Origin of the sequence: Capnocytophaga leadbetteri (assembly GCF_003054025.1) — a bacterium.
Classification (GTDB): Bacteria; Bacteroidota; Bacteroidia; order Flavobacteriales; family Flavobacteriaceae; genus Capnocytophaga; species Capnocytophaga leadbetteri.
In genome coordinates, this window is the sequence record NZ_QBKG01000007.1 from 101,786 (window position 1) to 115,979 (window position 14,194).

The window sequence follows — 14,194 nt, forward strand, 5'->3', positions numbered from 1 at the left end:
AGTAAAACACTGTAATTCATAATATTTTACAATTGTAATTTATAATTATTTGCCCTACGGGAGATTTTAAAATAGTGATAGTATTATTAACTATAGATTAGCGTCGTAACTACTGAATTTTATTAGACTGTAATGTGATAGATTATTTTTATAATTAAAATGTATCTTTATTTATATCAGTTAGTTACATATGTTTTGTAAATTAATACTTTATACCTTTAAAAAATAGTCATGTTTATAGTTGTGTATCTCATTTTTTTGATTTACATTTGTGCATTCTTAACTTTTTAAACAATAATTACAATGTTAAACACAACAGATTTTGCACAAAGGTTACAACAAGTAATGGATTATTACGGACTTAATGCAGCTGCCTTTGCTGATAGCTTAGAAATTCAGCGTTCAGGCATTTCGCATTTACTATCAGAGCGCAATAAGCCCAGCTTAGATTTTATTCTGAAGCTTATCGAAAAATTCCCTGAGGTAGATATGTATTGGATTACACAAGGCAAAGGAAGTTTTCCGCGCAAGGAAGAGACGCATAGCATTTCTCCTCGAAAGCAACCAGACCTATTTAGTGATATACCCGAAATAGAGATGGCTCCTACCCCCTCGCCTACTGTAGCTGCTTCAGCGCAAGAGAAAGCTGTACAAGTGTCTGCTACAGCTCCTATAGTAGAAGAAAAACTTTCTGCACTGGCAGATACGCACAAGAAGATTAAACGGATTATTTTCTTTTACGAGGACAATCACTTTGAGGTTTTTGACAATTAAACATTGCGAATTGGGAATTGTTTTGCTATCTTTGCAGCCTTTTAGAACACACTACTTATGGACTTATTTTCAAAGGAATTAGAACGACTCAACGCTCCTCAGCGAGCGGCAGTGCTTCAAAAAGAAGGACCTATCATTGTAATAGCAGGCGCAGGCTCGGGCAAAACGCGTGTGCTGACCTATCGCATAGCCAATCTTATGCGCCAAGGGGTAGACGCTTTCAACATACTTGCTCTTACTTTTACGAATAAGGCTGCCAACGAAATGAAGAAGCGAATTGCCGATATAGTCGGCAATAACGAGGCTAAGAACCTATGGATGGGTACTTTTCACTCCGTTTTTGCTAGAATATTGCGATTTGAAGCTGATAAGTTGGGTTTTCCGCAGAATTTTACCATTTATGATACGCAAGATTCGCAACGTCTTATCAATGGTATTATAAAAGAGAAGGAATTAGACAAAGATGTGTATAAATATAAGCAAATACAGCAGCGAATATCGTCTTTAAAGAATAATCTTATCACTGTACGGGCTTATTTTAATAGTCCGGAACTGATTGAGGCAGATGCAGCTAGGCGACAACCGCGCTTTGGAGATATTTATCAAGAGTATGTAGATAGGTGCTTCAAAGCAGGAGCAATGGATTTTGATGATTTATTGCTCAGAACCAATGAGTTGCTAAATGTTTTCCCTGAAGTATTAGCTAAATACCAAAATAGATTTCAGTATATATTGGTAGATGAGTACCAAGATACTAACCACTCTCAATATCTGATTGTCAAGGCTTTAGCTGACCGTTTTCACAATATATGCGTAGTAGGCGACGATGCACAGAGTATTTATGCTTTCCGCGGGGCGAATATCAACAATATTCTGAACTTCAAAAGCGACTATCCTGAAGCCAAGGAGTACAAATTGGAGCAGAATTACCGCTCGACCAAGAATATCGTAGAGGCTGCCAACAGCGTAATTGAGCATAATAAAATACGCTTAGATAAGGTGGTATTTACTGAAAATGAGTTGGGTGAACCTATAAAGGTGCATCGCAGTGCTACCGATGCTGATGAGGGACGATTTGTGGCAGGGTCTATCTTTGAGAATAAGATGCAGCATCAGTTGCCCAACGGCAGTTTTGCAGTGCTATATCGCACTAACTCGCAGTCGCGTGCTATAGAAGATGCGCTGAGAAAGCGGGATATTCCGTATCGTATTTATGGCGGGCTTTCGTTTTATCAGCGAAAAGAGATAAAAGATGTGTTGGCTTACCTCAGGCTTATCATTAACCCCAATGACGAAGAGGCTTTAGTACGTATTATTAACTTCCCAGCGCGTGGTATAGGCGAAACTACAATGGAAAAGCTGACTTTAGCGGCTAATCATTATAAAAAATCGCTGTTTGAGGTGATGTACAATATCAATAAACTACCTGATTTGCACATTAATAGCACCACTCGACAGAAACTAACTGACTTTGTGGTGATGATACTCAACTTTCAGGCGCTTAACAAAGAGGCTAATGCCTTTGAGGTAGCAGAACAAGTAGCTAAGAAAACAGGATTGCTGCAAGAGTTTAAGAAAGATGGTACTCCTGAGGGAATTGCTAAGATGGAAAACATCGAGGAGATGCTAAATGGTATTAAGGATTTCGTTGCAGGACAAGAGGATATAGCCGATAGCACAGGCAGCCTAACAGAGTATTTAGAAGATGTGTCATTAGCCACTGATTCTGATAAAGAGATAGGTGATGAAGACCGTGTAGCCCTGATGACCATACACTTAGCTAAAGGATTGGAGTTCCCATACGTATATGTGGTGGGAATGGAAGAAGACCTTTTCCCCTTGGCTAAGAGTATACAATCGCGTGAGGAGTTAGAGGAAGAGCGGCGCTTATTCTACGTTGCACTTACACGCGCCGAGAAGCAGGCCTACCTCACTTATGCAGAGAATCGTTATCGCTGGGGACAGCTTTCGCCCTCTGAACCTAGTAGATTTATAGAAGAAATAGAAGAGAAATACTTGAGTTACCTCACTCCTACTCTATCTAATCCTAACTATCGTTATAAGCCTTTGGTGAATAGAGATATATTTGGAGAAGTAGATAAGAGTAAGTTACGCCTACAAAAGCCTATTAGTGGTACACCTCCTGCTAAAAATGCACCTACAGGTGAAGAACAACAGAAGCTACGCAAATTAAAGCCTATCAATGCTATGCAAAACTTAGCTATCAAAGATGTTTATAATGGTTTAGATATAGGCACTAATGTCTATCACGAGCGTTTTGGCAAAGGTAAAGTGGTTGGCTTAGAAGGTAGTGGCAACGATAAAAAAGCACAAATAAACTTCGAGGTAGGAGGTCTTAAAAATATCCTGCTGAGATTTGCAAAGCTAACTATAGTCAATTAGCTAATTTGTAAATTAGCCAATGAGTTAATAAAAAAGAGTCTATTAGATTTTAAACTAATAGACTCTTTTTTATTTGTTAATTGACAAATTATCAAATTTTCTATCCTTTTCTTAATAGTTCTATAGCGTGATTACGAGCTGAAGCACCGCTGTTTTTACCTTCAAGCATTTCAGAAAGTTCTATAATACGTTCTTCTTCTGTAAGGAGTTTTAAATGAGTTGTGGTCTTTCCTTTGCTATCTTCTTTAAAGACCTTAAAATGGTAAGCCCCTTTAGCTGCTATTTGCGGCAAATGCGTGATAGCAAATACTTGTCGGTTTTGGCTCATTTGCTTCATAATATCGCCCATCTTCTGAGAGATTTCACCAGAAACCCCTGTATCAATCTCATCAAACATAATAGTAGGAAGAGCGGTATGTTCTGCCATAATAGCCTTGACTGCCAGCATTATACGAGAGAGTTCTCCTCCAGAAGCTACCTTTTTTAACTGTCCAAAATCCCCGCCTTTATTAGCAGAAAACAAGAATGAAAGCTCGTCATTGCCGTTAGCAAAGAAAGTATCAACAGTGGTAAGGGTAATCGAAAAACGCCCATTAGGCATACCAAGCTCGTGCATAAAATTAGTGAGCTTTTTGTCGAGAGTTGGGATAACCTTCTCGCGCGCTTTGTGTAGCTGGTTTGCCTTCTTGAGGGTTGCTGTATGCTGCTCCTCTACTATCTTCTTTTGCTTAGTAAGGTCTATATCTACGCTTTCTGTTTTTGATACTGCTTCTTCTAACTCTTGCTGAATAGCTATCAGTTCTTCTACTGTTGCTACACTATGCTTCTTTTGCAAAGAGTAAATCTTATTTAGTTGCTTAGAGATTTGCTCTAAGTTATCAGGGTCGGCCTCTATGCTCTCATCTATATCACTGATTTCTGAAGCCAAATCTTCTAATTCTAAGAAAGCAGACTCTATACGTTCATATAAATCGCGGTAAAGCTGTTTATACTCAGTAAGCGATGAGAAAGCTCGCTTAAGTTCGCACAAATTATTAAGAATACCTATATTCTCATCATTTAGTAAGTAAAGACTCTCCGATACATTCTCTTTTATATCCTCTATATTAGAGGCTTCCTCATAACTTTCTTCTAATTCTTCTAAAATACCCTCTTCTAAAGTAGCCGATTTGAGCTCTTTAAGCTGGTGCAGATTATAATCGTACTCTTTTTTAGCATTTTTCTGAAATTCAATAAGCTCTTCTAACTTTTTCTGCTCTTTTTTGAGTAACTGGTGTAGTTGTACGTACTCTGTTAGCAATGACTTATTATTTGCCATTGCATCAATAATAGCAAACTGAAAGGAGGTATCACTAAGAGCAAGCGTTTGATGCTGCGAATGAATATCTACCAATACCTGTCCTAAACGAGAAAGCACCTCTAAAGTAGCTGGCACATCATTTACAAAAGCACGCGACTTACCTGAAGGCAATATCTCGCGCCTTATAATTGTCTGTGGGTCGTAATCAATGTCTAACTCCTGAAATAAAGACTGAAATTCATAGTTTTGCAATGAAAATTCAGCTTCTATGATACATTTTTCTTCTTTATTGCGCAAAGCCGACATATCAGCGCGTTTGCCTAATATTAGAGAAAGAGCGTCAAGCATAATGGATTTACCCGAACCTGTTTCACCTGTGATAATGATAAACCCCTCAGGGAAATCAACTTTTAGGTCGTCAATAAGCGCATAGTTTTTTATAGATAGTGCTGTGAGCATAGTCTTTATTTTATTTCATTCCACTTGGTCATTTGCGCTGGCGATAGCTTCACCAAGGCTTCTTTCAGCTGTTTAGTATCAAAAATAGCTCCTCCTGAAAAAATAGCAGCTATTTCATCAGTTTTAGCACTAAAAAAGGCTACCATAGCGTAAGAATTAAGCCTTAAGCTCGGTATTTTCTCCAAAAGCAATATAGCGTTTTGTATAGTCTCTTTGCCTTCTTTTTCTTGTGAGCTCATCACATCTAAACCTAAGCGGTGATATTGATAATAAGCCTTATGGTATAAATCATAGTTTTCTGATATAAGTTCATTTATCAGCAAATAACGATTATTCTTACCATTATCAGCCCAGCCTGCATAAGCACTATTCTGTGCAGCAGTGGCTATTTGTTTAGCTTTTAGAAAATATGGATGACCTGTTTTCTCAGAAAAAGTATCTGCATCAAACCCTAATATCAGGTAGACATAATAGGCTACTACTGAAGTAAGATTTGACTCAAAAGTGTTTTCGTTGAAAGTAAGAGGAGCAAACTCTTGATAATCAAAAGCTACCTCTTTGTCTTGTAGGTTGAATACTGGTGTGTAATAAGCAGTGTTATACACAGGGCGTGATGACTGCACTAACAGACTTGCCTCATAATGTGAATTTTCTAACTTATTGATTATTAAGGTAAAACTACAGCGTATACGTTCGTTTTCACGTACTTTTAGGTCTGTCCAGCGAGTTTGGTTGATAAACTCCTGTAATGATTTTTCTAAAGTCTTAAATACCGAACGATTGCTTTGGTTTACCTGTTGTGTATTGACTGTCACTAAGGCATTAAGTTCTTGAGCCCTAGTAAACATACAGCACAGCAAAGCCCCTACAAATAGTATTTTCTTCATATATTAATAAGGTATTTCCTCTGTAATTTCTAATCCGTAGCCCGACATACCTACGTAGCTGGCAGCACTCTTAGAGTTAGTGAGCAAACGCAACTTTCTAATAGACAAATCGTTGAGTATCTGAGCCCCCATACCTATATCTTTAGTATCTTTGTTTAGTTGCGGCAGTGGGTGTCCATTTTGGTGCTCTTTCATCTCTGTAATACGCTGCAACAGGTTCTGAGAATACCCTTCTTTGTTGATTACAATTACAGCCCCTTTGCCTTCTTCGTTGATTTTCTTAAAGATACGCTCTAACGGATTGTCCTTATCACCCGCTAATACCTCCAAAATATCATTACTGATAAATGACGAATGTACTCGGGTAAGCACTGGCTCATCTGCCTTCCAAGAACCTTTAGTAAAGGCTAAATGTATCTGTTTATTAGTAGTTTGCTCATAAGCACGCAAACGAAACTCTCCATACGGAGTTTGTAGCGCAAAATCCTCTTTCTTAATCACCAAAGTATCTTTGCGCATACGGTAGGCAATAAGGTCTTCTATAGAGATGATTTTAAGGTCAAATTTTTTAGCTACTTCTACCAACTGTGGTAGGCGTGCCATAGTACCATCTTCATTTAGGATTTCTACCAAAATACCAGCAGGATAAAGTCCCGCAATACGAGTAAGGTCTATAGCAGCTTCTGTGTGCCCTGTACGACGCAATACTCCTCCTTCTTTAGCGCGAAGCGGAAATATATGCCCTGGTCTACCCAAATCAAAAGGCTTAGTATCAGGGTTTACTAAGGCTTGTATAGTCTTAGCGCGATCAAAAGCTGAAATACCTGTAGTACAACCATTGCCTTTGAGGTCTACCGATACAGTAAACTGTGTTTCGTGCAGTACAGTATTGTTTTGTACCATCATTGGCAAATCAAGTTCTGCACAACGCTTTTCAGTAAGCGGTGCACATACTAACCCCCTACCATTAGTAATCATAAAGTTGATCATCTCAGGGGTTACCTTTTCAGCAGCGGCTATAAAGTCACCTTCGTTTTCGCGGTTTTCATCATCTACTACGATGACTACTTTCCCTTTTTTTATATCCTCTACAGCTTCTTCAATGCTGTTAAGTTTAATATGGTTCATTTTTTTTATTATTTTCCTAAAAATTAATACTGATACGAGTGATTTTAGCGGTATCGTCTATATCATTAGCTGTCACAGTATCAGAAAGCCCTAAATTATTGGTTTTTAAGGCTGTTTTATCAAACGTAAAATAGAAATTTTGCCCCTTAGGAGTTACTATTACGCTGCTAATAGAAGGTTCTATATCCAACTCAGGGTATTTCTCTTTTACGTCTTTAAAAGTACTTTTAAGCGATATTCCTTTATCTGTAGTGTATAATTCCGACAGTATAAAGACGCTTTCTACTACTTTTTCGTCCTTATCATTGGTTTTAGGAGTTATTTCTAACAGTTCTTTCCCTTCTTTATTAAAAATAGTGATGCGTTCGGTACTTGCATAGCGCAATTCTCCCTCTAAGTTAGAGTTTACAATAGAATCTTTAGCAAAAATAGAATCTAATTTCTGTATAGGAGTATCTTTCTGAAGTCCCCCTACTCTATCATTGCTAATTAAAAACTCATTTTTGTTATCACTACAGCCTATGAGGCTCATTATAACCATAGTTGCGATAAAGTACTTTCTCATTATTTCTTAATAATTTTGTTTAATATTCCTAATACCCCTCTTACAAAGGTAGCGCTGGTAACCATTTTTATCAACGGATTTTGTGCCGAAGAACGCCTTCCCTTAGTCTGGATAGTCTTGGGTGCGGACTGTTTTTCGGTAACAGTAGCCTCTTTTTGTTTTGCCTCTTCAGTGTGAATCTCGTCTATCTTCTTGTTTAGCAACTCATAAGCACTTTCACGGTCTATCACCTCATTGTACTTGCGTGCCAGTTCAGAGTGCGCTATAAGTGCATCAATCTCTGCGGGAGTAAGCACATCCATACGACTCATAGGGGCACGCATCATCGTAGCCACCAATGGCGTAGGGATACCTTTCTCGTTAAGGGCAGTTACCAAAGCCTCACCTGTACCAAGCGAAGTAAGCGTTTCCGCAGTATCGTAGAAATCAGAGCTGGGGTAATTCTCAGCCGTTAGCTTAATAGCCTTGCGGTCTTTAGCGGTGAAAGCCCTAATAGCGTGCTGTATCTTCATACCCAACTGCGAAAGTACTGCATCAGGTATATCTGTAGGGTTTTGGGTACAGAAAATAAGCCCCACCCCTTTTGAACGTATGAGTTTTACTATATTTTCTAACTGGTTGAGCAGTGTGCGCGAAGCTTCGTTGAAGATAAGATGCGCTTCATCTATAAATATCACCAATTTAGGTTTAGGTAGGTCGCCTACCTCTGGGAAAGTGGTGTAGATCTCTGCCAATAAGCTCAACATAAAGGTAGAGAACATTTTAGGGCGGTCTTGTATATCTGTTAGGCGTATGATATTCACATACCCCTCACCTTTGCCATTAGTACGCAATAGATCAGCAGGGTCAAAACTCACTTCGCCAAAGAAACGTTCAGCCCCTTGATGCTCAAGCTCTACTATCTTGCGCAGAATAGCACTAGTAGACGATTTTGATACTGCTCCGTACTCTTTTTCAAAGCTCGACTTACCCTCTTCTGTGGCATATTGCAATACTTTCTTAAGGTCTTTGAGGTCTAAAAGTGGTAAAGCGTGGTCGTCGCAATATTTAAAAACTACGGCCAACACCCCCTCTTGCACCTCACTAAGGTCTAAGATACGCGATAAGAGAGTAGCCCCAAACTCCGATACAGTAGCGCGCATACGCACCCCATTTTGTTCAGAGATAGTAAGCAATTCAGTAGGGAAAGCTTGCGGCTGAAAGTCTAAGCCTATTTTGCCAAGTCGCTCTAATATAAAAGGCTTCACCTCACCCGACTCACCTATACCACTAAGGTCGCCTTTAAGGTCCATCAGCAGCACAGGCACTCCTTTTTTAGAAAGGTGTTCAGCCATCACCTGTAGGCTTTTTGTCTTACCTGTACCTGTAGCTCCTGCTATCAGACCGTGACGGTTAAGGGTTTTCAGAGGAATATTTACGTATACATTTTCAAGCGGCTGCCCTTCATACACAGCCCCTCCTACGGTGATATACTCCCCTTTGCAGGTATACCCTGCTATCATAGTTTCTTTAAAAGCGTCTATTTTAGTCATCAGATGTTAGTGATTTTGTGATTAAGAATGGGTAAGGAATAGTTAATGCACAATTCAAGGCACAAAGGTACAAAATAAATCTCAAATAACAACTAACTATCCGCAATTTTTTTCACGAAACTACTTACTGTAAGACGGTGTACTCCTAATATACGTCCAATAGCCGAATACGATACTTTTTTCTCTAAAAGCTCCTTAATCTGTTTTTCTTGTCCGGTGAGTTTTGTTTTGGCGGACTTACTACCTTTAGGGCGACCGAGAACTACTCCCTCTGCTTTCTTGCGTGCCAATGCCTCTTTGGTACGCTGACTGATAAGGTTACGTTCAATCTCAGCAGAGAGTCCAAAGGCAAACGCCAACACTTTGCTATTAATATCGCTCCCCAAGCGATAATTATCTTTAATTGTCCACACCTGAATATCGCGGTTCATACACTCATTAAGTACCCCCATAATCATCAAGAGGTTACGCCCTAACCGCGACAATTCTGAGCAAATAAGCACATCGCCTTTTTTCATTTTTTTGAGGAGTTTGCCGAGTTTTCTATTCTCTACTCTTGTCATACCCGAAATAGTTTCTTCTACCCAAACATCAATAGTTAGGCTGTTTTTCTCACAGAAATTACTAATTTCAAAACGTTGATTTTCTACAGTTTGTTTATCGGAACTCACCCGAATATATCCATAAATCATTGTATAAATTAATTTGATTAAACTAATAAATATAATCAAAAACAATGAAACAATGACGGGCGTTTGTTTTTGACAAATCTATCAGAAGTAACTGGGAAACGTTGGAATGCTTTTGAAACAAAAAATAGAAAACTAAAATTAGGAGATGGAAATTATCCTAATAAAACATTGAAACATTTAGCATATTTATTAAAAGGACAAAGTGTTACTTCAAATGAAATAAAAAAAGGCGATTATCCTGTAATAGCAGGAGGACAAATAAGTCCTTATACTCATAATCGGTATAATTTTAAAGGAAATGTTATTACTATAAGTGCTTCAGGTGCTTATTCAGGATATGTTTGGTATCATAATTATCCTATTTTTGCTTCAGATTGCACAGTTGTTTTTTCAAAAGAAGAATCAGAGATAACAACTTTATATTTATCTGAAATATTGAAACTAAAACAAAAGGAAATTTACAATTTGCAACAAGGAGCTGGACAACCTCACGTGTATGCAAGAGATTTGGAAAAGATAAATATTCCTATTCCTTCACTACAAAAACAAAATGAAATAGCTGTGCATATCTCAAAAATACGAAGTAAAGCTAACGCATTAAAGAAAGAAGGAAAAGAAATTTTGGAACAAGCTAAGCAAGAAGTAGAGCGAATGATATTAGGTAATTAATCACCTAATATCATTTGTTCAATATCTCTTTTTGCTGTTTCTAATATATTAATAGCTTCTAATTGTAGTTTTTTAGCTTCCTCTCTAATAGCTGTAATTCTATTAGCAATTTCTGTTTGCTTCTGAATATCTATTATTCCATTTTCAGAAATAGGAATAACAATATTTTGGTTAAGATAAGTACTCATAATAAGGTTTCTAATCCCATTAGTTTGGCTTTGCATCGCTTCCGTGAGTCTAATATTATGCATCATCTTTAAAAAGCAAAACAAATATTTAGGATTGATTTTTTTATTATCAACTCTTATTTTATGAATAAAATTGCTATAACACAAAATATTATTTTTAATTATATTTTGTGTTATAATGGCTATTCTACCAACTGGTTGGTCTGGACTACCACCTGATTTTTCTATTAGTAAATCATTTTCTTTTAAATCTATTTTAGATAAAATGTTTTTCTTTATTAAACGATATTTTACTCTTGAATTGTCTAAATTCAAATTATATTGATTATCAAATTCAGTAGCTCTAATTACTAAACACTTTTGATATTTTTCATTCTCCTCAATCTCTTCATTTTCATCAATTCCCCAATTACCTGCTATACTTTGAATAATGAATGATTTCAAAGGCAGTGCAATGAACTTTTTAGAATCAATATTATCAATACTATTTTTTAGTAATTTTGTCTTAATATCATAACCTTTGGAGTCAATTCTTTTCCCAGTTACTTCTGATAGATTTGTCAAAAACAAACGCCCCTTTTTTACTAACGGGTTGTCATTATCTAAGTTATAGCTACTATTTTTATCAGTATTTTGTGGTAAAAACTCTTCTTCTTTGGGTAGTGTAATACCTAACTCTCCTAAAAGATAATCGTCAATACTATCCAGCAACCTTTGAGCTTCAGCTTCTTTTTGTTGCTTTTGTATTATTTTATTATAGAAGTAAGAAACTATCTTTTTTTGAGTTATAATATCTAGTAATGGAATAGGAATAGATCCTACTTCCTCTAAATTAATATTGGCTCGAGCTACAGGTCTCTTTATTCTATCTAATATTTTTTGTCCTAAATCTGTTAGAAAAAAAATATGGATAAAATGAGGGTTAATATTTTCCTTAAATCTTACACCACAAATCGCTTGGTTTATATTGGCTTCAAAATCATAATTATAAACACCTACTTTTCCTATTGTAGCCCCTACAATTGCAATAAGTAAATCATTTCTTAAGATTTTGGAGCCTTTCATAAGTTTATTATGTATTTCGGGTTTTATAAAATTTAAATTATTAAAATCTATAATATTATCTTCTGAAAAATCTCCACTTCTTACAAAAGGGATTCCATTATCTTTATCAGTATATGCGTCTCCTCCGCTTAAAGGAGTTATTCCTGAAAATATTTTAACACTTTCATTTCTAATTGAAGAAGTTGGTATTAATGATAGTTTTTCTTTTATAATATTATACTCCTTTTTATGAAAGTGAGGATCAAGTCTCCCCCCCAATTCCAAACGATTAATAATGAAAACCTTGTTAGAGTTAATATTTTCTGATAGCTTAAATTTCTTCATTGTTGATAGCATTTATAAATCGTTCCAATTCTTCCCCTATAACGTCCAATTCATTCACTGCAATTTTTTTGCCTGTAGCATCATAACCTATCTCTTCGGCTATTGCCATAAAAATAGGATAGTCCTTTAGCTTTTTCTGTTTTTCTGTTAAGAAAGCATCTTGCAATTCCTCTTTAAGGTTATTTACTTTTTCTGAAAACTCCTCTTGTATTTCTTTCTTCTCTTCAGCCATAAGAGGGGCTAACCCCTTTTTATCAAGGGAAGGGTGTTTTTCTTTATATTGTTTTTCAAGGGCACTTATAGCTTGTTTTTTCTCACTTTCTAATTGTTTTACCTTTTCCTTGTACTGATATGAAGATAGTAAGCTATGTTTTGAATTTTGCTTTAAGTCTCTAATTTGTTGCGTTTCATCTTTAGTGTATTTTTTCAAAAATAGCACAGAACTTTTCACACCTGCCCCATTAGCAGCAAAAGCTGTTTGAGGCAAAGAAACTACCGCTACTATTCTAAAAGTTTCTTCTATATGGTCACGAACGTATTGTAAAGAGCTATTGGTTAAGATGCCATCGGGAATAACGATAGCCAAATAGCCTCCTGCTTTTAAAAAATTATAACATTGCTCAATGAATAAGACTTCAGTACTTTGGTTTTCGCGTACAGTTTCAGGAGCTGACTTTACAGCCAACCAATCTTCTTCTTTTTTACCTAATTTATACTCTTTTAAATAGGCTTTTTCTGTCTGGCGAACTATACTACCAAAAGGGGGATTGGTAATGATAAAATCAAAATGATTATATTTAAAACCTCTGTTTTCTGTCTTTTTTTCTATTTCTTCAGGAGGTAAAAGCCCATCAGAAGTGATCACATTAGTATGTCCATCATCGTGAATAATCATATTCATTTTGGCAGCTCTTGAAATCTGCTCATTAATTTCTATACCATACAAGTTTTTTTCAGCAAAGTCATGCCAATGGCTAAAATGCTTTGGGTATTGTTTTATATTTGTTTTATAATTAGGATACCATTCATCAGCTTGCTGTCTTACTTTATTAAGAGCATATAATAGAAAGCCTCCACTACCACACGAGGTATCCAAAACAAGAGATTCATTTGTAATAGGTAATACATCTACAATAAATTTCACAATTTCACGAGGAGTAAAAAACTGACCAAAATTACCCCTAAAAAAAGAATTCATAAAGGTCTCAAAAGCACGGCCTTTGGCATCTAAGTCAGTTTCACCAATGTTAATATCTTGTAGATATTCCACTACTGTTCTAATTTTTTCAGATGTAAGACGGATATTATCTCTAAAAACTTCAGGGTCTTTTTTTCTCCCCTCTTCATACAATTCTTTTACTCTATTAAACAAACGTTTGTTTTCCTCTTCCTGAATAGATTTTATCAACTCGTCCTCACCCAATTTTTCAAAATTCTTAATTTCAGAAGCATCAACTGTAATAATCTGAAAATCATAAGGATCTCCTTCTTTTCTATCTTTTTTCTCGTCCCAAATTTTACAAAATATGAGCTTATCCAATTCATCAAAAGCTTCTGAAGGATTGAGGTGTCCTCCTCCCCAAAGAGCATCGTGAGCTCTTTTGAAACGATTGGTAAGAGCTGCTTGTTCAATAACTTGTAAATCAAAAAAACTTTGCATTTCCTCACTTTGTTTTATAGATTTAGCTCCATAAACAAATTTATAGTTAGCTAACTTTTTTACCCCAAATTGAGGAATATCAGGTAATGTTTTTTTTACATTTTTATTTTTATCAACCTCAAAATACTTATTATTATCAGAAGAGGTTACCCAAACATATTTCACATTGTTAGGCATAGCATAAGCATAGCTATAAGCTTGATTTACGGCCTCATTAAATGCAGGATCTGTAATATCTGCTTTCTTACACTCTACTAAAATATGAGGTTCTGTGCATTCATCATCATTATATACTACTATATCAGCCTCTTTTGTCTCTACACCCATTTTTACAGGAACAAACATTTTAATTCGTTCAGGCTTATAATTATACTGAGTAACTAACAAAACAAAAGCTTCTGCCTGTACCTTTTCCTCTGGATTAGTAAAGTTTCTACTTTTATTTTGATGAATATATTTTATTGTTTTTTCATCTTCTGAAATGGAAATCAGACCTCTTTTTATACCTTCTAAAAATGTATTCATATTTTCTTTTCTATTTGAATCTT

General features: G+C 36.1%; 11 protein-coding genes. 3 read left to right on the plus strand and 8 right to left on the minus strand.

The features are described from left to right. Window positions 1-303: 303 nt before the first annotated feature. Window positions 304-774, plus strand: a complete 471-nt coding sequence (locus tag C8P65_RS07560) for a helix-turn-helix domain-containing protein (RefSeq protein ID WP_107782278.1) — start codon at window positions 304-306, stop codon at window positions 772-774. Window positions 775-831: 57 nt separating this feature from the next. After that, window positions 832-3,177 carry an ATP-dependent helicase gene (locus tag C8P65_RS07565; protein ID WP_107782279.1) on the plus strand — a complete coding sequence of 782 codons (2,346 nt, stop codon included), beginning with the start codon at window positions 832-834 and terminating at the stop codon, window positions 3,175-3,177. Between the two features lie 100 nt (window positions 3,178-3,277). On the opposite strand, the gene recN is transcribed toward C8P65_RS07565, so the two are convergent. The 6 genes from recN to C8P65_RS07595 form a co-directional block, all read right to left on the minus strand. Next, complete coding sequence (gene recN / locus C8P65_RS07570; protein ID WP_107782280.1) at window positions 3,278-4,936, minus strand: DNA repair protein RecN; 1,659 nt, start codon at window positions 4,934-4,936, stop codon at window positions 3,278-3,280. Window positions 4,937-4,941: 5 nt separating this feature from the next. Then, entirely contained in the window at window positions 4,942-5,823 is an 882-nt protein-coding gene (gene porD / locus C8P65_RS07575) for a type IX secretion system protein PorD (RefSeq protein ID WP_107782281.1), read from the minus strand. Window positions 5,824-5,826: 3 nt separating this feature from the next. Continuing rightward, window positions 5,827-6,951 (minus strand): 3,4-dihydroxy-2-butanone-4-phosphate synthase, encoded by a 1,125-nt coding sequence (gene ribB / locus C8P65_RS07580; RefSeq protein ID WP_107782282.1) that lies wholly within the window; start codon window positions 6,949-6,951, stop codon window positions 5,827-5,829. A gap of 16 nt (window positions 6,952-6,967) precedes the next feature. Further along, window positions 6,968-7,516 carry a hypothetical protein gene (locus tag C8P65_RS07585; RefSeq protein WP_107782283.1) on the minus strand — a complete coding sequence of 183 codons (549 nt, stop codon included), beginning with the start codon at window positions 7,514-7,516 and terminating at the stop codon, window positions 6,968-6,970. Then, the gene (locus tag C8P65_RS07590; RefSeq protein ID WP_107782284.1) at window positions 7,516-9,048 is read right to left on the minus strand and encodes a helicase HerA-like domain-containing protein; all 1,533 of its coding nucleotides are present in this window, start codon (window positions 9,046-9,048) and stop codon (window positions 7,516-7,518) included. Before C8P65_RS07590 ends, C8P65_RS07585 begins: the two co-directional genes overlap by 1 nt. A 92-nt stretch (window positions 9,049-9,140) precedes the next feature. Continuing rightward, window positions 9,141-9,740, minus strand: a complete 600-nt coding sequence (locus C8P65_RS07595) for a master DNA invertase Mpi family serine-type recombinase (RefSeq protein ID WP_107782285.1) — start codon at window positions 9,738-9,740, stop codon at window positions 9,141-9,143. Between the two features lie 69 nt (window positions 9,741-9,809). Between C8P65_RS07595 and C8P65_RS07600 the strand changes: the two genes are divergently transcribed. Continuing rightward, window positions 9,810-10,409: a restriction endonuclease subunit S gene (locus C8P65_RS07600; RefSeq protein ID WP_170069089.1), complete on the plus strand. Its 600-nt coding sequence runs from the start codon at window positions 9,810-9,812 to the stop codon at window positions 10,407-10,409. On the opposite strand, the gene C8P65_RS07605 is transcribed toward C8P65_RS07600, so the two are convergent. Both C8P65_RS07605 and C8P65_RS07610 read right to left on the minus strand, forming a co-directional pair. Beyond that, window positions 10,406-11,986, minus strand: coding sequence for a restriction endonuclease subunit S (locus tag C8P65_RS07605; RefSeq protein WP_170069090.1), 1,581 nt, complete (start codon window positions 11,984-11,986; stop codon window positions 10,406-10,408). The two genes, C8P65_RS07600 and C8P65_RS07605, sit on opposite strands and share 4 nt — an antisense overlap. Next, window positions 11,973-14,171, minus strand: a complete 2,199-nt coding sequence (locus tag C8P65_RS07610; protein ID WP_107782288.1) for an N-6 DNA methylase — start codon at window positions 14,169-14,171, stop codon at window positions 11,973-11,975. The genes C8P65_RS07605 and C8P65_RS07610 overlap by 14 nt, the downstream gene beginning before the upstream one ends. Between the last annotated feature and the right edge of the window lie 23 nt (window positions 14,172-14,194).

Excerpts from the sequence above, each read along its gene's own strand:
- C8P65_RS07605 (WP_170069090.1), bottom strand. The coding sequence starts at position 11,986 with ATGAAGAAATTTAAGCTATCAGAAAATATTAACTCTAACAAGGTTTTC.
- C8P65_RS07595 (WP_107782285.1), bottom strand. The coding sequence starts at position 9,740 with ATGATTTATGGATATATTCGGGTGAGTTCCGATAAACAAACTGTAGAA.
- C8P65_RS07585 (WP_107782283.1), bottom strand. The coding sequence starts at position 7,516 with ATGAGAAAGTACTTTATCGCAACTATGGTTATAATGAGCCTCATAGGC.
- C8P65_RS07590 (WP_107782284.1), bottom strand. The coding sequence starts at position 9,048 with ATGACTAAAATAGACGCTTTTAAAGAAACTATGATAGCAGGGTATACC.
- porD (WP_107782281.1), bottom strand. The coding sequence starts at position 5,823 with ATGAAGAAAATACTATTTGTAGGGGCTTTGCTGTGCTGTATGTTTACT.
- C8P65_RS07560 (WP_107782278.1), top strand. The coding sequence starts at position 304 with ATGTTAAACACAACAGATTTTGCACAAAGGTTACAACAAGTAATGGAT.
- C8P65_RS07610 (WP_107782288.1), bottom strand. The coding sequence starts at position 14,171 with ATGAATACATTTTTAGAAGGTATAAAAAGAGGTCTGATTTCCATTTCA.
- C8P65_RS07565 (WP_107782279.1), top strand. The coding sequence starts at position 832 with ATGGACTTATTTTCAAAGGAATTAGAACGACTCAACGCTCCTCAGCGA.
- ribB (WP_107782282.1), bottom strand. The coding sequence starts at position 6,951 with ATGAACCATATTAAACTTAACAGCATTGAAGAAGCTGTAGAGGATATA.
- recN (WP_107782280.1), bottom strand. The coding sequence starts at position 4,936 with ATGCTCACAGCACTATCTATAAAAAACTATGCGCTTATTGACGACCTA.